Origin of the sequence: Mycobacterium sp. OAS707, assembly GCF_014873705.1 — a bacterium.
Classification (GTDB): Bacteria; Actinomycetota; Actinomycetes; order Mycobacteriales; family Mycobacteriaceae; genus Mycobacterium.
This window is the reverse complement of the sequence record NZ_JADBDS010000001.1, coordinates 278603-296931: the sequence shown is the minus strand read 5'-3', so window position 1 is coordinate 296931 and position 18329 is coordinate 278603. Positions and strand designations below refer to the sequence as shown.

Below are 18329 nucleotides of genomic sequence, written 5' to 3'. Positions count from 1 at the left end.
TCAAGGACCCCCGAACGCCAGCGCTGGATCAACGGACACCGCGCGGCTCAGTCCTGTCGCGCTGGCGATCAGACCGATGACGACGGCGACCAATGGAAGCGCGACGAAAGCATAAGCGGGCACGATGACTTGCATGGGGAACAACGGGCCCAGCAGCATCGATAATCCCGCGCCGACGAGCGCGGCGAGCAACGCCACGATCACCGACTGCATCGCAAGACCCGCCGCGATGCTCCGCGTGGGAACGCCAATCGCCTTGAAGACTGCGAAGTCTCGCAGGCGTTCGAGCGCCGACAGATAGATCACCGATCCGACCACGAGCGCCGCCACCACCCAGAGCAGAACCGCCACGATCGTGATCGAATTCACAGCCACCTTCAACGGCCGAAGGAGATCGGCGACCGCGCCCGCTCGATCGATTCCGCGATAACCGGCGGGTGTCTGCGCGAGTGTTCCGCGGATGCCGATGGAGGCGACGAGCGGTTGACCGCCGTACACCAACTGCTGCGCGCCCTGAGTGGTGAGGAACACATTCGGCAGGTTCGCCAGCGCCGTCGAGTTCTCGACGCGGCCGACGATGTGCAGTCTGCGCGAAGCGATTTCGACGTCGTCACCAATGTTGCGGCCGAGCGTGGTCGACACCACCACCTCATCGGGCGTCCTCGGCGGCCGACCTTCTGAAACCGCAGGCATCCCTGGCCCGCTCTCCGGTGCACCGAAGATGTCGACGTTGCGGGTGGTGTCGCCCAGCGTGGCCGTACCCCCGGCGTAGGCAAGCGGAGCGGCCGCGCTCACGCCGGGGGTGGCTGCGATCCGTTGCAGGTCGACCGGCGCGAACGGCGTTGCGCCGACAAAGGGCCCGGAGGCGCCGGCCTTGACGAGGAAGAGATCTACGCCAAGCGCATCGACAGTCTTCTCAGCCTCCACCCGAAAGCCGTTCGCAAGCCCCGTCAGCGCGAGCGTCATCGCGAAGATGATGGATGTGGACAGGATTGCGATGACGAAGCGCCGTTTCCGCCACTGCATGTCGCGCAGCGCGGCGATCAGCATGTCCGCGAGATTACCGACGCCTTAACAATTGCGGGCGGAGTTGGGGTTATGACTTCTCCTTGGCGAACGCATCGACCAGGGTCCGGCAGAACGCGGGTAGGTCGTCGGGCTTGCGACTCGACACCAACGTGTTTGGCCCACGCGAGCATTCGACAACTTCGTCATCGACCCAATTGGCGCCTGCGTTGCGAAGGTCGGTCGCCACACTCGGCCACGACGTCATGGTCCGGCCGCGGACAGCGTCGGCCTCGATCAGTGTCCAGGGGCCGTGGCAGATCACCGCGACCGGCTTGCCCGCGTCGAAGAAACTCTTCACGAACGCAACAGCCGCGTCGTTGGTGCGCAGGAAATCGGGATTGGCCACTCCGCCGGGCAACACCAGTGCGGCGTAGTCCGACGCGGAGGCAGAATCGGCCGCTTTGTCCGCCTCGAACGTGTCGGCCGGGGTCAGGTGGTTGAACGCCTGGATCTTTCCGACTTCCGTCGACACCAACTCGGGTGTGCCGCCTGCCTGCTCGACGGCCCTCCAGGGCTCGGTCAACTCGACCTGTTCGACTCCTTCGGGGGCGACGAGGAACGCAATAGTCTTGCCTTTCAGTGAACTTGGCATGAATTTCCTCCCTTCAAATTGTTGGCTATCGCACGCGTACCCGGCGCGGCGAGCAACCAATCAGGGCGTTGCCGTCGGTACACTCGTACCAAAGCGCTTTCACCGACGAGAGTTGCCGCCTGGTGAGCACTAACAAAGGAAAACGAGCGTGACTGCACTGCAGGACTGGCTCAGTACCCGACCCGTAGATCCGCGAGGCCTCAAGACAGCCATCTGCGACGCCTGGCGGAACCTGACCGCCGATGAGCCGGCAAAGACCGACGAGCCTGCGCTGCTGCGCCGCGGACTCGAGCGCTGCTGAGCGCTTAGTCCTGCCGGTGTCGGCCCCGCCTCGCAACCTCTTCATCGACAGGCGTCTGCTCGGCCTCGGGCAGGGGCGCAATCTCCTCGGCGTGCTCGTGCCTGCCTGCGATCAGCAGGCCCAGCAGGGCACCGATCACACACACGAGCGCCGTGATGCCGAAGATCTCGCCGTATTGCATGACATAGGCGGTGCGGACTCGGGCGGCCTGCGCGGCGAGCCGTTCGACGAGGTTGTTGCCGGTGCCGGCGGGCAGGCTCGCCAGGTGCTGGTTGAAGCGATAGAGCCCCCACGCGCTCAGCGCGGCGATCCCGATCAGCATGCCGATCATCCGCGACACCACGACGGCCGCCGAGGCGATGCCGTGCTGGGCGGCAGGCACCACGCGCAACGTCGCCGATGTCAGCGGCCCGATCACCAGGCCGAGGCCCAGGCCCGCGATCGCGAGGTCGGTGTCGAGGGTCGGCAGGCTGATGAAACCGAGGTCGTGGCGCGCGGCAAGCAGGTCGACGGGCCACTTGGAGATCAGCCAGTAGCCGCCTGCCGCGATCATCAGGCCGAAGAACGCCACGATCCGGTCGCCGACCTTCGTGGCGATCCAGCCGCCAAGCAGCGCGCCGATCGGCAATGCGATCAGGAACCGGACCAGGAGGGCGGCTGCCCCGTTCTTGTCGAGCCCGAGCACGCCCTGGCCGAACAGTTCGACGTTGACGAGCGTGACCATCAGCGCCGCGCCCGCGGTCAGCGATGCGCCGAGCGCGGCGAGGAATGGCCGGAAGTGCACACCGGCCGGCTCGATCAGTCGGGTGCGGGCGAACTTCTCCCACACGAAGAACGCCACGCAGGCGATCGCGGCGCCGATGAGCAGCGGCAGGCCATAGCTCGGCAGCACCTGCTTGCCGTCGGGGGCGGGGTTGTACAGGCCCCAAGTGGCCAGGCCAAGCGTGATCGCGAGCAGGATGCCGCCGATCACGTCGACCTTCTCGGGTTTGTCGGTCTTCTCCCGCGACGGAAGGCTGAAGTGGATCATCACCATCGCGACCGCGGTCAGCGGCACGTTGATCCAGAAGACGTCGCGCCAGGTGTTCAGCGCCCAGACCACCGCGATGCCGTACAGCGGTCCGAGCACGCTGCCCAGCTCCTGGGCGGCACCGATGCCGCCGAGCACGGCAGCGCGGTTGCGCGCGGACCAGAGGTCGGCGGCGAGCGCCAGCGTGACGGGCAGCAGCGCTCCGCTGGCGGTGCCCTGGATGGCACGCCCGATGATGAGCTGAAAAAGATCACTCGAAAGCGCGGTGACGACCGAGCCCAGCGCGAACCCGGCGAGGCTCACCTGTAGCACCAGCTTGCGGCCGAACCGGTCCGAGGCCCGGCCAAGCAGCGGCATGGCCGCGATATAGCCGAGCAGATACCAGGTGACGATCGGGGTGACCCGCTGGATCTGGTTGATCCCGATCCCGACGTCTTTCATGATGTCGGTCATGATCGTGACCACGACATAGGTGTCGAGGGCACCTAGCAGCACCGCGAGGCTGCCGGCGCTGATCGCGACTCTGCGCGAGGAGCGCATCAGACCGTCGGTTTGGTGACGGTCACCGACTTGCCCCAGTCGGTGCATGTCATCGTGATGCTGTTGCCCGGTGTCGGCTCGAGCTTCGCCTGCACGAGTTCATGGTTGCCGTCCTCGCGGATCCACGCGGTGCTGGGAACGGGTCCGGTCGCGCCGATCTGGGGCGCGATCTTGTTGACGGCGTCGGCGCTCACGGTCCCGGTGATCCGGACCGCGTCGATGCCGGCGATGGTCTCGCGGCCGTCGGCCTTGGGGTTGGAGAAGTTGGCCAGCACATTGCCCAGCCCGGCGTCAGGGTTCAGCAGCACCGATACGTCGTAGATGTCGGCGGCAGGTCCGAAGTCCTGGAAGCTGCCCTTGGTGATGGCGCCGAACAGGTTGCCGTCGGCGACCACGAAGTCGACCCCCTCGAGGCGCTGGCCCAAGAAGATGATGTTGGCGGTCCCCTGGGCGGCGACGGCTGGCTTGTTCGTCAGATCGCCTTCGAGGGTCTCGATCGGCAGTTCCTTGATCTCGCCCTGCACGCTGAGCTTGAGGTGGACGCTCGACTGGGCCTTGGTGGTCTCGCTGGACTCCTTGAGCAGGGTCGCGGCGTCCGGGAGCTCCTTGGACGAGTCCTGTGATTTCGAGGAGCACCCCGCGATCAGGGCGACGGTGGCGAAAAAGGCGGCGAAGATGGCCAAGAGGCGCGTCTGCATGAGTGCATCGTAGAGGGTGCGCCTGTCCGTACGCGTTTCGCGTGGTGCCGGCCGAAATGCAATCGTGGCTTCCGAACTGGACTTTCGGCGGGACGCTAGGCTCGTCGGCGTGTTCACCGGAATCGTCGAAGAGCTGGGCGAGGTCGTCGGCAAGGAAGAGCTTGGTGACTCGGCGCGCTTCGTCATCCGCGGGCCCGTCGTCACCTCCGATGCGGGACACGGGGACTCGATCGCGGTGAACGGCGTCTGCCTCACCGTGGTCGAGGTGCTGCCGGATGGTGCGTTCAGCGCCGACGTGATGGGCGAGACGCTGAACCGGTCGAGTCTGCGCGGCGTGGGCGTGGGCAGCCAGGTGAACTTGGAGCGCGCCGCCGCAGTCAACAGCCGCCTCGGCGGACACATCGTGCAGGGACACGTCGACGGCACCGGGCATGTCATCGCGCGAACGCCGTCCGAACACTGGGAAGTCGTCCGGATCGCATTGCCGACAGCGCTGTCCCGCTATGTCGTCGAGAAGGGTTCGATCACCGTCGACGGTGTCTCCCTTACGGTTTCGGCTCTTGGTCATGACTGGTTCGAGGTGTCGTTGATCCCGACGACGCTGGGTCTCACGACGCTGGGCAGGGCAGAGGTCGGCACTCGGGTGAACCTCGAAGTCGACATCATCGCGAAGTACGTCGAGCGGCTCATGGGAACGGAATAGCGCTCCATCTGACCCGCGGCTACCAACTTTGGCCGCCAATACACTATCTGCTGCGATTTTGGTGTCGCTTTGCCGCAACTTCCCGCGTTCAAGGATCCGCACTGTGGTTCATGCAGCTCAGCGCCGAATACCCGTCCAAATGCAAAAACGCGGACACGCGTGGATGGTTTGCGAAATGTGCTTGCCCAGATATTGACGATCATGTTAAGTTTCGCCGCAGTTAATTAGCAGCACCGCCCCGGCTTCCGGGGTCCCATGAACCGTCACTCGGGGGAGTCGGGAGCACGCAATGGCGTCAGCTAAGCGTGGCAGGCATGCCAAACGGCCGAGTCGGGCCAACCGTGCCAGCGGGTTAGCGTTCGCCGTCGGACTGGGAATGGCGGTCGCCACGGGTCATGGCGTCGCATCCGCCAGCACGGGCGACGGCCAACCGGACCCTTCTGCGAATGCCGACACCGGAACGAAGACGGACCCGACGACCGGTAGCGCTTCGGGCACAACGACTTCCGGTACTTCAACAACCACCACGACAGGTACGGAAACGTCGACGACGACGTCCAGTAGCACGACCTCCGGTTCGACGACAACAACATCCGGTGACGGACCGACCTCATCGGTCAGCGCCTCGGGCGGTTCGGGGACCACCGTCTCGGGCGAAGGGTCATCATCTGGAACGTCGACGCAGTCCACGACCGAACCGACAACGGAGAAGCCGAAGCCGACCGAGACCAGTTCGAGCACCACGACTCCCGCCACGCAGACCTCTGAGACCGAGGGCAAGCAGAAGTCATCCACCACCACTACCGAGCAGACCGCCACCCCGACAGCGGAGACCGTCGCGGCCAAGCCTGTCGAGGGTAAGCCAGAGACTGCCGAACCGCTAAGCGCCACAACGCAAAACGCCGAGGCGAAGACCGAAGTGGCGACGATCGCGCCTGCCGCGCGGATGATGACCATGTCGACCGCGTCGACGACGACGGCACCCGCCCTGCCGACCATCACGTTGCCGCCGTACCCCACGGTGCCCGGCGTTTCGCCGACCAAGGTGGCGCTGGCCGTTTTCGTGGTCTTGGGCAAGGCGCTGCAAACGGCGCTCTCAGGTCCGGTTCCGAACCCGATCGCGATTCCGCTCTACATGCTGGTGATCGCCGCGTACCAACGCTTGACCGAACTCGCAACCAACCACGTTCCGGTCGCGGGAACCCCCTCCACGCCTTTGCAATTGCCGACGGGCACCGTCGTCGGTGACATCGGAACGGCAACGGATCCCGACGGTGACCCGCTGACGTACACGGTGACGACACCACCGACCAAGGGCACGGTCGCGTTCGTGGGCACGTCGTACGTCTACACCCCGAACACGCTGTTGTCGCGCGACGGTGGCACCGACAGCTTCACCGTCACCATCGACGACAGCGGCGGGGCGGTCGATCACCCCTACGCCCCGAATGGCCACACCACCGCGGAAACAATCAACATCAACTATGTCGGCACCGGCATCGATCTGCCCCCGGTGCCCACTGCGACTCAGGGTCCGCGCGACTCCATCGGCGTGGTGCGCGGTGGTTTCACCGTGGTCGACCTCGACGACCTCACCGGCGCCGGGCGCACCTTCAGCCTGGCGAACGGCAACTCCGCGGGTGCCACCGCCACGTCGGCGTTCACCAGCCTGGGCGGCATCGTGACCCTCAACCAGACCACCGGCGACTGGACTTACGTGCCCGCCGTGTCGGGCAACGTGCTGGGCATCCCGACGCACACGGACACGTTCGTGGTCACCGTCGACGACGGTCACCCGGGCGGTTCGGTGCAGACGACCGTTTCAGTGGGGGCCGACCTCGGTATCGCGGTAACCGGAACCAGCACCAACCCGACGACCGGCGCGTACAGCGGCAGCCTGAACGTCCCGGCAGGCGACAACGGCTTGCTGACCTACAGCGTCGGCACCGGCCCTTCCTCCAAAGGCAGCGTGTTCGTCACATCCACTGGCGGCTTCATCTACACGCCCACCGACGCAGCGCGGCATGCCGCGGCGAAGCTGACTGCCACCGACGCCGACAAGACCGACTCGTTCACCATCAAGGGCACCGATGCCAACGGCAGGTCGATTACCGTTGCGACAGTTCAGGTTACGATCAGCGCAACCAATGCGGTCCCGACCGGAACCGCCACCTTCAACAGCCCGGGCTCGAACGGCGTGATCACGGGCGCGGTGTCGGTGACCGACGCCGACAACGACACGCTGGCCTACAGCGGAACAGCGGGTAAGGGCACCGTGACCTTCACCGGCGCCAACTTCACCTACACCCCGACGTTGACGGCGCGCCACGCCGCGGCCGCCGACGGCGCGAGCACGGCCACCAAGCAGGACACTGTCACGATCAACGTCAGCGACGGCTATGGCGGGGTGAAGACGTTCACGCAGACGGTCGACGTCACACCGCAGAACACCAACCCGACGTACACGAGTGTGAGCAAGTCCAGCAGCGGTCTGCTGAACCTGACCAAGACGTGGACCGTCAACGGCATGGCCGATGCCGACAGCGACACGCTGACGCTGGCCGTCACGTCCCTGCCGTCGGGAGGCTTGGTGAATGTGCCGGTGGTCTTGGGCAACACCGTCACGCTCGTCAGCCTGGGGACGGAGAGCGGTAAGACCTTCGTCGTGACCATGTCCGACGGGCATGGAGGCAACGTGCCGATCACCCTGACCATCTAGGTCAATGCCCAGGTCAGGGGAGTGGCAATAACTATCCAGCCGGCGTGGTTCATACTGATGTGATGACGAGGCTGGACACCGTCGAGCGAGCGGTTGCCGATATCGCCGCGGGTAAGGCGGTCGTCGTCATCGACGACGAGGATCGCGAGAACGAGGGCGACCTCATCTTCGCCGCCGAGAAGGCCACGCCCGAGCTTGTCGCGTTCATGGTCCGTTACACGTCGGGTTACCTCTGTGTGCCACTGGACGGTGAGGTTTGCGACCGTCTTGGACTGCTTCCGATGTACGCGGTCAACCAGGACAAGCACGGTACCGCATACACCGTCACGGTCGATGCGAAAAACGGTGTGGGAACGGGTATTTCGGCTTCTGATCGAGCTACCACCATGCGTCTGCTCGCCGATCCGTCAAGCGTCGCTGAGGATTTCACCAAGCCGGGGCATGTGGTGCCACTGCGCGCGAAGGACGGTGGCGTGTTGCGCCGTCCCGGCCACACCGAGGCCGCCGTCGACCTCGCCCGTCTCGCTGGTTTGCAGCCGGCAGGTGCGATCTGTGAAATCGTCAGCCAGAAGGACGAAGGCGCCATGGCGCAGACCGATGAGCTGCGTGTTTTCGCCGACGAGCACGAACTTGCGCTGATCTCGATCGCCGACCTGATCGAGTGGCGGCGCAAGCACGAGAAGCACATCGAGCGCATCGCCGAGGCGCGCATCCCGACCCGGCACGGTGAGTTCCGCGCGGTCGGCTACACCAGTATCTACGAAGACGTCGAGCATGTGGCGCTGGTCCGTGGCGACATCGCAGGGCCCCACGGTGACGGGCACGACGTGTTGGTGCGGGTGCACTCGGAGTGCCTCACCGGCGACGTGTTCGGTTCCAGGCGCTGCGATTGCGGTCCGCAACTGGACGCCGCGCTGGCCATGGTCGCCCGCGAGGGTCGTGGTGTCGTGCTGTACATGCGCGGTCACGAAGGGCGCGGCATCGGGTTGATGCACAAGCTGCAGGCGTATCAGCTGCAGGACGCGGGCGACGACACCGTCGACGCGAACCTCAAACTCGGCCTGCCCGCCGACGCGCGCGATTACGGTATCGGCGCGCAGATCCTGGTGGATCTCGGTGTGCGGTCGATGCGACTGCTGACCAACAACCCCGCCAAGCGGGTCGGCCTCGACGGTTACGGGCTGCACATCATCGAGCGCGTGCCGCTACCGGTGCGGGCGAACGCGGAGAACATCCGTTATCTGATGACCAAGCGCGACCGGATGGGTCACGATCTGGTCGGCCTCGACGACTACGACGAAGCGGTGCCTGGCGAATTCGGCGGCGCGCTGTGAGCGCCGAAGTGAGCAGTGGAGCTGTGAATTGAGCGGTGGCGCTGGCGTTCCTGATCTACCGGATCTGGACGCGAGGGGTGTGACGCTGGGCATCGTCGCCAGCACGTGGCACGAGAAGATCTGCGACGCACTGCTCGAGGGCGCGCGAAAGGTGGCAGCGGACGCGGGCGTTCACAACCCGACGATCGTCCGCGTGCTCGGCGCGATCGAGATCCCGGTCGTGGCGCAGGCTCTGGCCGCAACCCACGACGCGGTCGTGGCGCTCGGTGTGGTGATTCGCGGCGAGACACCGCATTTCGACTATGTGTGCGACGCTGTCACCCAAGGATTGACACGCGTGTCGCTGGACGCTTCCACACCGGTGGCCAACGGCGTGCTGACGACGAACACCGAGCAGCAGGCGCTGGATCGGGCGGGACTGCCGGATTCGGCCGAGGACAAGGGCGCGCAGGCCGCCGCTGCGGCGTTGTCGACCGCGATGACGTTGCGCGATCTGAGGTCATGAGCGACTGGGAAATCGAGGTGCGGCCGCATCTGACGCCCTACTTCGCCTACGGCGCGGCCGCGCTGATCCTGGCCGCTCACATCGCCGTCGGTGCGCTGCTGAAGATTTCGTCGACCGGCGTGATCTTTCAAACCGCCGACCAGGTGGCCATCGCACTCCTCGGTGCTGTCATCGCGGGTGCCGTTCTGTTGTTCGCCCGGCCGCGGCTTCGGGCCGGGCCCGCCGGTATTGCGGTGCGAAACCTGTTCGGTTACAAGCTGATCCCGTGGTCGGATGTCGTGGACGTGTCGTTTCCGCGTGGGGCACGGTGGGCGCGGGTGGACCTGCCCGACGACGAGTACATTCCGGTGATGGCGATCCAGGCTGTCGACAAAGACCGCGCGGTCGACGCGATGGATCGCGTGCGAGGTCTGCTGGTGCGCTACCGGCCAGACATCAACTCACACTGAGGGTCATCGCCACTTCGCCGCGCTCGCTTGGGCTTTCGGCTGGATTCAGCGCGAAGCCAAGACTCTCGTACACGGCGCGAGCCACGGCATTGTCGGCTGCTACCCGCAGGGTGACGGTGCGGGCGCGGCGCTGGCGGGCCCACTGCACCGCGGCGGCGACGAGCGGGCGCGCCAAACCCCGGCCGCGGGCGGCCGGGTCGAGCCACAGCGAATACAGATAGACCGTTTCGGCGTTCTCCAGCTGCGCGCCGATCAGGCCAACGGGCCGGTCGTCGATCAGCACCGCGAGCTGAGCATGATCACGCAGTCGGCGGCGCCACTTCGCGGCGGTGAACGCCGCTTCCTGTTGATATTGGGGGTCGTCTTCGCCGAGCGAATCGGCCAACGCGCGCAATCGAACTGCGGCGAAGACTCGCCAGTCCGACTCCGTCAGTCTGGCGACACGGGCCACTACTGCGGTCACGGAGTGTCGCCCATGACGAGGCCTTCGCGACGCGGGTCTGCACCACCGCTCCAGCCTCCGCCGTCGCGGACGATCGCCGACAGCCCGCTGGATTGATCGGCGATGTCGACCTGGTGCCCGAGCTTACGCAAACCAATTACCAACGGGTCATGGTCACCGTTGTCGGCCGTGTTGATCGCCGGATGTTCACCGCCGACATTGGTCTTCGGTGAGTTCGCCGCACCGAAGTCCACCGCCGACACCGCCTGCTGCGGATCCAGGCCCCAATCAATCATTCCGACAAGGGTTTTCACGACGAACTGAATGATGACGGAACCTCCAGGGGACCCCGTCACCGCATAAAGGGTCCGCTTCGACTGGCCTGGATCGGTCAGGTTGAACACGAGCGTGGGCGCCATCGAGCTGCGTGGTCGCTTTCCTGGCTCGACGCGGTTGGCCACCGGCACCCCGTCCTTGGCCGGCTCGGCCGAGAAGTCGGTGAGTTGATTGTTGAGGATGAACCCGTCCACCATGTGGAACGAGCCGAACGCCGATTCCACCGTGGTGGTCATCGACGCCGCGTTGCCTTGGGCGTCGACGATGCTGATCTGGCTGGTGCCGTGTTCGGGTGTCGGCGGGGCGGGCGGTGTCGGTGGACCGAATTCACCGGGCTTCGCGGTGCCCATGGTGTGCTGTTCGGAAATCAGCGCGGCGCGGCCTGCGAGGTAGTCACTGCCAAGAAGTGTGTTCGGTGAGCCACCGGGCAGCGCCACGAAATCGGTGTCGGCAACGTATTTGTCGCGGTCGGCGTAGGCCAGCCGTTCGGCTTCGGAGATCAGGTGCACACCCATCACTGTTGGCTTGCCACCGTTGAGGTCGACGTCGGTGGGCTTGTGATCGGCCATCGGGAAATGTTCGAGCATGCCCAGTGTCGCCGCCACCGCGATGCCGCCCGAGGACGGGGGCGGCATGCCGCAGATCTCTTTGCCGCGGTAGGCCGTACAGAGGGCCTCGCGTTTCCTGGCGGTGTAGCGGGACAGATCGTCGAGCGTCATCAGGCTTGGGGTACGGCCGCCGCTGGTGTCGCCCGCCGCGGCCACGATGGCCCGTGCGAGGTCACCGGTGTAGAAGGCTTCCGGATCGGATGCGATGACGCCCAACGTCTTTGAGTACGCCGGGTTGGTGAGCTTCAAGCCCGACGCCTTCGGGCTGCCGTCGGGGTTGAGGAAGTAGGCCGACGCATTGGGATCCACCTTCAGCTGCGGTGCGGAGTCGGCGATCGCGGCGGCGAGCCGCGGGCTGATGTCGAAGCCGTCGTCTGCCATCGACACCGCGGGACTGAACAGGTCGCGCCATGGGGTCTTGCCGTGCTCGGTGTGGACGGTCTGCAGCAGCCGAAGAATGCCGGGCACTCCAATGGACCGTCCCGAGGCGCGGGCATTGGGTTTGGGCTCGGTGCGGTCGGCATCGGAGATCCAGCGCAGGTAATTCTCGGTGGCGGCCATCGGCGCCGTTTCGCGGCCGTCGTAGGCCTGCACCGAACCGGAGGCGGCGTCGTAGTACAGCAGGAAGCCGCCGCCACCGATGCCGGAGGACTGCGGCTCGACCAGCCCTAGCACCGCCTGCGCGGTGACGAGTGCGTCGGCGGCGGTCCCGCCATTTTTGAGCACCTCGCAGGCGGCCCGCGTGGCCAGCGGGTTGGCGGTGGCGACGGCATAGTGGGCCGTCCGGACCGCCGTCATGTCTTTGCGGTAGCCGGTGGCGACCTCGGGATTGGTCGAGATGTTCTTGGAGGTGGTGGCCGAACCTGAGGCCGGCGCCGCGGAGGTCTTGGGGGCCGGTGTCCCGTTCGCGACGATCGAGCAGGGGCCGGCCTGGGTGGCCGGTGGTGTGGTCTCCTCGGCGGCACATCCGGCCAGAACCAAGATCAGAGCTGCGAGCGGTGCCAGGATCCGCATCACACGACGGTAGTTGATCTGAGCCGTGCGGCGACGGCAGTAACCTGGAATCCGTGCCCGATCCAGCGACATACCGGCCTGCCGCCGGGTCGATCCCCGTCGAGCCGGGCGTTTACCGGTTCCGGGATCCGCACGGCCGGGTGATCTACGTGGGCAAAGCCAAGAGCCTGCGCAGCCGGCTGAACTCCTATTTCGCCGACATCGCGGGTCTGGCACCGCGCACCCGGCAGATGGTGATGGCCGCGGGCAGCGTCGAGTGGACGGTCGTGACCACCGAAGTCGAGGCGCTGCAGCTGGAATACAACTGGATCAAGGAGTTCGATCCGCGGTTCAACATCCGCTATCGCGATGACAAGTCGTATCCGGTGCTGGCTGTCACGCTGAACGAAGAGTATCCGCGGCTGATGGTGTACCGGGGGGCAAGACGTAAAGGCGTTCGATACTTCGGGCCGTATTCCCATGCCTGGGCCATTCGGGAGACGCTTGATCTGCTCACCCGGGTATTTCCCGCCCGTACCTGTTCTGCGGGAGTTTTCAAGCGGCACAGGCAAATCGGACGGCCGTGTTTGCTCGGTTACATCGACAAGTGCTCGGCACCATGCGTCGAGCGGGTCAGCGCTGACGAGCATCGCCAGATCGTCAACGACTTCTGCGATTTCCTCGCGGGCAAGACCGACCGCCTTGCCCGCGACATGGAACATCAGATGAACCAGGCCGCCGCCGAACTCGACTTCGAGCGCGCTGCCCGGTTGCGGGACAACATCTCCGCGCTGAAGCGCGCGTTGGAAAAGCAGGCCGTGGTGTTCGGCGACGGCACCGACGCCGACGTCGTCGCATTCGCCGACGACGATCTCGAGGCGGCCGTACAGGTGTTCCATGTCCGCGGCGGACGCGTCAGGGGCCAGCGTGGGTGGATCGTGGAAAAGTCCGGCGAGCCAGGGGGATCCGACCAGAGTCAACTTGTCGAGCAGTTCTTGACGCAGTTCTACGGCGATCAGGCCGAACTGGACGGCGCTGCCGACGAGTCGCTGAACCCGGTGCCGCGCCAGGTGTTGGTGCCGTGCCTTCCCGACAACTCCGAGGAGTTGGCCACCTGGCTGTCGCAACTGCGCGGGTCGCGCGTCTCGCTGCGGGTGGCGCAGCGCGGCGACAAGCGGGCCCTCGCCGAAACCGTCAAGCGCAACGCGCAGGATGCGCTGAACCAGCACAAGCTCAAGCGCGCGGGTGACTTCACCGCGAGAACGGCTGCGCTGCAAAGCATCCAGGATGCGCTCGGGTTGGCTGAGGCGCCGCTGCGCATCGAATGCGTCGACATCAGCCACGTGATGGGCACCGACGTGGTGGCTTCGCTCGTGGTGTTCGAGGACGGGCTGCCGCGCAAATCGGACTACCGGCACTACGCGATCCGCGAGGCTGCCGGAGAGGGTCGTTCCGATGACGTGGCGTCGATCGCGGAGGTGACGCGTCGGCGGTTCTATCGGCATCTGCACGATACGCAGCACCCGACTGAGCTTGCCGCGGAAGGGAAATCGCGCAAGTTCGCGTATCCGCCCAACTTGTATGTTGTGGACGGCGGCGCGCCGCAGGTCAACGCGGCGCAGGCGGTGCTCGATGATCTTGGCATCACGGACGTCGCGGTGATCGGGCTGGCGAAGCGGCTGGAAGAGGTGTGGGTGCCCTCGGAGCCGGACCCCGTCATCATGCCGCGCAACAGCGAGGGGCTGTATCTGCTGCAGCGGGTGCGTGACGAAGCACACCGGTTTGCGATCGCCTATCACCGCAGCAAGCGCTCGAAGCGGATGACGGCCTCGGCGCTGGACTCGGTGCGGGGGTTGGGGGAGCACCGACGTAAGGCCTTGGTCACGCACTTCGGCTCGGTGGCCCGGCTCAAGCAGGCCAGCGTCGAGGAGATCACCGCGGTGCCGGGGATCGGCGCGGCAACGGCGAAGGCGGTGCTGGAGGCCCTCGGCGCGCCGACCGATTCCGAAGCGCCCGCTCCGGTCATCGGCAATGATCAGACCAGGGCATCGGGATGACGGAGCATATGCACGAGGAACTGCGCGACAGCGCCGGCGACACCGAATCGGACATCGATGTCGTGCTGGTCACCGGGTTGTCGGGGGCAGGGCGTGGCACCGCCGCAAAGGTGCTGGAGGACCTCGGCTGGTACGTCGCGGACAACCTGCCGCCGGAGCTGATCGCCCAGATGGTCGAACTCGGACTGGCGGCGGGGTCGCGCATCACCCAGTTGGCGGTCGTGATGGATGTGCGCTCGCGCGGATTCACCGGCGATCTGGACTGGGTGCGCAACGATCTGGCCACCCGGGGCATCACGCCGAGGGTGCTGTTTCTGGAGGCTTCCGACGACATTCTGGTCCGCCGATACGAACAGAACCGGCGCAGTCATCCGTTGCAGGGCAATCAAACTCTGGCCGAAGGCATCGCAGCGGAACGGCAGATGCTCGCGCCGCTGCGCGCCGTGGCAGATTTGGTGATCGATACGTCGAAGTTGTCGGTGCCCGCGTTGCGCGAGAGCATTGAGCGCGCGTTCGGTGGCGAGACCATCGCCCAGACGAGCGTGACCGTCGAATCGTTCGGGTATAAATACGGGCTGCCGATGGACGCCGACACGGTGATGGACGTCCGGTTCCTGCCGAACCCGCACTGGGTGGACGAACTGCGGCCACACACCGGCCAACACCCCGCGGTGCGGGATTACGTGCTCGGGCAGCCGGGGGCCGCGGAGTTCCTGGATACCTACCATCAGCTGCTGGACGTCGTGATCGAAGGCTATCGCCGGGAAGGGAAGCGCTACATGACCGTTGCCATCGGCTGCACCGGCGGCAAGCACCGCAGTGTCGCGATGGCCGAGGCGCTGGCGTCGCGACTGCAGGACGATGAGCTCACGGTGCGGGTGCTGCACCGGGATCTGGGCCGCGAATGAGCCCCCGCATCGTCGCACTCGGTGGCGGGCACGGGCTTTACGCCACGCTGTCCGCCGCACGTCGGCTCACCCCGCATGTGACAGCTGTCGTCACCGTCGCCGACGACGGCGGATCATCGGGCCGGTTACGCAGCGAGCTCGATGTGGTGCCACCGGGTGATCTGCGGATGGCGTTGGCGGCGTTGGCATCTGACAGTCCGCATGGCCGGCTGTGGGCGACCATCATTCAGCACCGGTTCGGCGGCAACGGCGCACTGGCCGGCCACCCGATCGGCAATCTGATGCTGGCGGGCCTCAACGAGGTATTGGCCGATCCGGTGGCGGCGCTCGACGAACTGGGCCGCGTCCTTGGCGTCAAGGGCCGGGTGTTGCCGATGTGCCCGATGGGACTGAGCATCGAGGCGGACGTTTCGGGGCTCGAGTCGGATCCGCGAATGTTTCGGGTGATCCGCGGGCAGGTGGCGATCGCCACCACCGTCGGTCAGGTGCGACGGGTGCGGCTGCAGCCTGCGGATCCACCTGCCACCCGGCAGGCGGTTGACGCGATCATGTCCGCCGATCTGGTGGTGTTGGGTCCCGGCTCCTGGTTCACCAGCGTCATTCCACACGTGCTGGTGCCGCAACTGGCAGCGGCGCTGCAGGCCACGACCGCCCGGCGGGCTCTGGTGGTGAACCTGGTCGCCGAGCCGGGCGAAACCGCAGGCTTCTCGGTGGAGCGGCACATCCATGTGCTTGCCCAGCACGCGCCGGGGTTCTCGATACACGACATCATCGTCGACTCCAGCCGGGTGCCCAGCGAACGCGAGCGTGAGCAGTTGCGTCGGACCGCCACCATCCTCAATGCCGAAGTTGAGTTTGCTGAGGTGTCCAGACCTGGTACACCTTTACATGACCCGGCGAGGTTGGCCGCGGCTCTGGAGGGTGTGCGTGTTCGCGGGATGGCTCCGACCCCGAACATCCAGGAGCCGACCGTGCCCGCACCGACAGTGAACGGACCGAGAGGTGACGACCCGTGGCGATGACGGCCGAGGTCAAGGACGAACTGAGCCGGCTGGTGGTGAACTCCGTCAGCGCCCGCCGTGCCGAGGTGGCGTCCTTGCTGCGCTTTGCGGGCGGCCTGCACATCGTGTCCGGACGCGTGGTGGTCGAGGCGGAGGTCGACCTGGGGATCATCGCCAGGCGACTGCGTAAGGACATCTACGACCTGTACGGATATAGCGCGGTGGTGCACGTGCTGTCGGCCAGCGGCATTCGCAAGAGCACGCGCTATGTGGTGCGGGTGGCCAAAGATGGGGAAGCGCTGGCGAGGCAGACAGGTCTACTGGATCTGCGCGGCCGGCCGGTGCGAGGGCTGCCGGCCCAGGTGGTTGGCGGTAGTGTCGCCGACGCCGAAGCTGCTTGGCGCGGAGCGTTTTTGGCGCACGGATCACTGACCGAGCCGGGCCGGTCGTCGGCGCTGGAGGTCAGCTGTCCCGGGCCGGAGGCGGCGCTGGCATTGGTCGGTGCGGCGCGGCGGCTTGGCGTGAGCGCCAAGGCGCGCGAGGTACGGGGCAGCGACCGGGTGGTGGTGCGCGATGGCGAGGCCATCGGCGCGTTGTTGACGCGGATGGGCGCCCAGGACACCCGGTTGACCTGGGAAGAGCGTCGGATGCGCCGCGAGGTACGGGCGACCGCGAATCGGCTGGCCAACTTCGATGACGCCAACCTGCGGCGTTCGGCACGGGCGGCGGTGGCCGCAGCGGCAAGGGTGGAGCGGGCGCTGGAGATCCTCGGCGACACCGTGCCTGATCATCTGGCCGCCGCAGGGAAGTTGCGCGTCGAGCACAGGCAAGCGTCGCTGGAGGAGCTCGGTCGACTTGCTGACCCACCGATGACGAAAGATGCTGTGGCGGGCCGGATTCGACGGTTGCTGTCGATGGCCGACCGCAAGGCCAAGCAAGACGGCATTCCCGATACCGAGTCTGCCGTCACGCCTGATCTGCTTGAGGACGCCTAGGCTAGCCGGCCGTCGGCGGTTCCGGTTGCGGGTTGAAGCCGCGGAGGATGCCGGGGTTCAGCACCGGCACACCCGGCGGATCGGGCTGCGGGTTGAAGCCGCGAATGACACCCGGATTGGTGATGGGTGACGTGGCCACCTTGCCGGGCGGGTCCGGCTGCGGGTTGAAGGCCTGGGCGGTACCCATGCTCAGTCCAAGTCCGGCGAGCGCGATGCTGCCTGACAGCAGCGCCCCGACGACGATCTTCTTCATGGTTTCTCCTTGTTCGAGTCTCCCGGTGGTTCCGGTTGGTCTCCAGCATCAGAGGCGAGCCTTGGCGGATTCTTGGCGTCGGAACAAGCGTGCCGAGCGCACGGTTGGTGTACGTAAACATCGACACGGCCCGTAAACAAGCGTGCGTTCGGCAAGAGGAGAGGTATGCGCATAGTCCTCGTCGGCGGTTCCGGAACCATCGGCCGACGGCTGGCGCCGGCGCTGGCGCAGCGTCATGAAATCGTGGTGGCAGGGCGAACTTCCGGCGACATCCATGTCGACATCACCTCTGCAGAGTCGATCGAGGCGATGTATCAGGAACTGCCCGGAGTGGACGCAGTTGTCGGCATCGCGGCATCGGGTGCGCTCGACGAATTCGCTACTCTCACCGAAGAACAACTTCTCGACAACATGCGCGGGAAGTTCTTCGGCCAAGTCAATCTCGTGCTGATCGGTCAGCGCTACGTGAACGCCGGAGGGTCGTTCACGTTGACGTCGGGTGTGTTCGCCGACCAGCCCGCCACGGGCGTGACCGGCGGCGGTGTCGTGAGTGGGGCGCTGCATAGCTTCGTGCTGTCCGCGGCACTGGAGTTGCAGGGCCGCTACCGTGTCAATGTCGTCAGCCCGACGATGGTCAGCGATTCGGTCGACGAATACGCTCCGCTGTTTCCCGGGTTGTCCGCTATTCCGATGGACACCCTCGTCGGGCACTACGTCGACTGCATCGAAACCGAGATGACCGGTCAGATCATCCGCGCCTACGGCTGAACATCGCCTGACACTGCGTCTTCTGTGGC

At 66.0% G+C, this 18329-nt stretch carries 19 protein-coding genes; 11 read left to right on the top strand and 8 right to left on the bottom strand.

Features of this window, described 5'->3' with window-relative positions; all coding sequences use genetic code 11:
• Together GGC64_RS01415 and GGC64_RS01410 are read right to left on the bottom strand one after the other, a co-directional pair.
• Nucleotides 1-1050, bottom strand: coding sequence for an ABC transporter permease (locus GGC64_RS01415; RefSeq protein ID WP_192720671.1), 1050 nt, complete (start codon nucleotides 1048-1050; stop codon nucleotides 1-3).
• Between the two features lie 46 nt (nucleotides 1051-1096).
• Complete coding sequence (locus GGC64_RS01410) at nucleotides 1097-1660, bottom strand: type 1 glutamine amidotransferase domain-containing protein (protein ID WP_192720670.1); 564 nt, start codon at nucleotides 1658-1660, stop codon at nucleotides 1097-1099.
• A 148-nt stretch (nucleotides 1661-1808) separates the two neighbouring features.
• Between GGC64_RS01410 and GGC64_RS01405 the strand changes: the two genes are divergently transcribed.
• Nucleotides 1809-1961, top strand: coding sequence for a hypothetical protein (locus GGC64_RS01405; RefSeq protein ID WP_192720669.1), 153 nt, complete (start codon nucleotides 1809-1811; stop codon nucleotides 1959-1961).
• A gap of 4 nt (nucleotides 1962-1965) precedes the next feature.
• Here the strand turns inward: GGC64_RS01405 and GGC64_RS01400 are convergent, their stop codons facing one another.
• Complete coding sequence (locus GGC64_RS01400; RefSeq protein ID WP_192722353.1) at nucleotides 1966-3531, bottom strand: MFS transporter; 1566 nt, start codon at nucleotides 3529-3531, stop codon at nucleotides 1966-1968.
• On the bottom strand, nucleotides 3531-4229 hold the full coding sequence (locus tag GGC64_RS01395; protein WP_192720668.1) for an LppX_LprAFG lipoprotein: 699 nt from the start codon (nucleotides 4227-4229) through the stop codon (nucleotides 3531-3533). Before GGC64_RS01395 ends, GGC64_RS01400 begins: the two co-directional genes overlap by 1 nt.
• Nucleotides 4230-4338: 109 nt before the next feature.
• Here GGC64_RS01395 and GGC64_RS01390 point away from each other — a divergent pair, with 109 nt between their 5' ends.
• Entirely contained in the window at nucleotides 4339-4932 is a 594-nt protein-coding gene (locus tag GGC64_RS01390) for a riboflavin synthase (protein WP_192722352.1), read from the top strand.
• 393 nt (nucleotides 4933-5325) lie between these two features.
• Here GGC64_RS01390 and GGC64_RS01385 read toward each other — a convergent pair whose 3' ends face one another.
• Nucleotides 5326-5778, bottom strand: a complete 453-nt coding sequence (locus GGC64_RS01385) for a hypothetical protein (protein ID WP_192720667.1) — start codon at nucleotides 5776-5778, stop codon at nucleotides 5326-5328.
• A gap of 73 nt (nucleotides 5779-5851) precedes the next feature.
• Here GGC64_RS01385 and GGC64_RS01380 point away from each other — a divergent pair, with 73 nt between their 5' ends.
• The 4 genes from GGC64_RS01380 (at nucleotide 5852) to GGC64_RS01365 (ending at nucleotide 9939) form a co-directional block, all read left to right on the top strand.
• Nucleotides 5852-7651: an Ig-like domain-containing protein gene (locus tag GGC64_RS01380; RefSeq protein WP_192720666.1), complete on the top strand. Its 1800-nt coding sequence runs from the start codon at nucleotides 5852-5854 to the stop codon at nucleotides 7649-7651.
• Nucleotides 7652-7713: 62 nt separating this feature from the next.
• Nucleotides 7714-8985: a bifunctional 3,4-dihydroxy-2-butanone-4-phosphate synthase/GTP cyclohydrolase II gene (locus tag GGC64_RS01375; protein ID WP_192720665.1), complete on the top strand. Its 1272-nt coding sequence runs from the start codon at nucleotides 7714-7716 to the stop codon at nucleotides 8983-8985.
• Between the two features lie 28 nt (nucleotides 8986-9013).
• Complete coding sequence (gene ribH, locus GGC64_RS01370) at nucleotides 9014-9490, top strand: 6,7-dimethyl-8-ribityllumazine synthase (RefSeq protein ID WP_192720664.1); 477 nt, start codon at nucleotides 9014-9016, stop codon at nucleotides 9488-9490.
• Entirely contained in the window at nucleotides 9487-9939 is a 453-nt protein-coding gene (locus GGC64_RS01365) for a PH domain-containing protein (RefSeq protein WP_192720663.1), read from the top strand. The genes ribH and GGC64_RS01365 overlap by 4 nt, the downstream gene beginning before the upstream one ends.
• Here the strand turns inward: GGC64_RS01365 and GGC64_RS01360 are convergent.
• Nucleotides 9926-10402, bottom strand: coding sequence for a GNAT family N-acetyltransferase (locus GGC64_RS01360; protein WP_192720662.1), 477 nt, complete (start codon nucleotides 10400-10402; stop codon nucleotides 9926-9928). The genes GGC64_RS01365 and GGC64_RS01360 overlap by 14 nt on opposite strands.
• Nucleotides 10399-12339 carry a gamma-glutamyltransferase family protein gene (locus GGC64_RS01355; RefSeq protein WP_192720661.1) on the bottom strand — a complete coding sequence of 647 codons (1941 nt, stop codon included), beginning with the start codon at nucleotides 12337-12339 and terminating at the stop codon, nucleotides 10399-10401. The genes GGC64_RS01360 and GGC64_RS01355 overlap by 4 nt, the downstream gene beginning before the upstream one ends.
• Nucleotides 12340-12392: 53 nt before the next feature.
• Between GGC64_RS01355 and uvrC the strand changes: the two genes are divergently transcribed.
• The 4 genes from uvrC to whiA are packed head-to-tail and all read left to right on the top strand — an operon-like array spanning nucleotide 12393 to nucleotide 17279.
• Entirely contained in the window at nucleotides 12393-14375 is a 1983-nt protein-coding gene (gene uvrC, locus GGC64_RS01350) for an excinuclease ABC subunit UvrC (protein WP_192720660.1), read from the top strand.
• A gap of 8 nt (nucleotides 14376-14383) precedes the next feature.
• On the top strand, nucleotides 14384-15283 hold the full coding sequence (gene rapZ, locus GGC64_RS01345) for an RNase adapter RapZ (protein ID WP_192722351.1): 900 nt from the start codon (nucleotides 14384-14386) through the stop codon (nucleotides 15281-15283).
• Complete coding sequence (gene yvcK / locus GGC64_RS01340; RefSeq protein ID WP_192720659.1) at nucleotides 15280-16305, top strand: uridine diphosphate-N-acetylglucosamine-binding protein YvcK; 1026 nt, start codon at nucleotides 15280-15282, stop codon at nucleotides 16303-16305. The genes rapZ and yvcK overlap by 4 nt, the downstream gene beginning before the upstream one ends.
• The gene (whiA, locus tag GGC64_RS01335) at nucleotides 16302-17279 is read left to right on the top strand and encodes a DNA-binding protein WhiA (RefSeq protein WP_192722350.1); all 978 of its coding nucleotides are present in this window, start codon (nucleotides 16302-16304) and stop codon (nucleotides 17277-17279) included. Before yvcK ends, whiA begins: the two co-directional genes overlap by 4 nt.
• Before the next feature lies 1 nt (nucleotide 17280).
• Here the strand turns inward: whiA and GGC64_RS01330 are convergent, their stop codons facing one another.
• Nucleotides 17281-17532 carry a hypothetical protein gene (locus GGC64_RS01330; protein ID WP_192720658.1) on the bottom strand — a complete coding sequence of 84 codons (252 nt, stop codon included), beginning with the start codon at nucleotides 17530-17532 and terminating at the stop codon, nucleotides 17281-17283.
• Nucleotides 17533-17697: 165 nt separating this feature from the next.
• Between GGC64_RS01330 and GGC64_RS01325 the strand changes: the two genes are divergently transcribed.
• Nucleotides 17698-18300 carry a short chain dehydrogenase gene (locus GGC64_RS01325; protein ID WP_192720657.1) on the top strand — a complete coding sequence of 201 codons (603 nt, stop codon included), beginning with the start codon at nucleotides 17698-17700 and terminating at the stop codon, nucleotides 18298-18300.
• Nucleotides 18301-18329 lie beyond the last annotated feature (29 nt).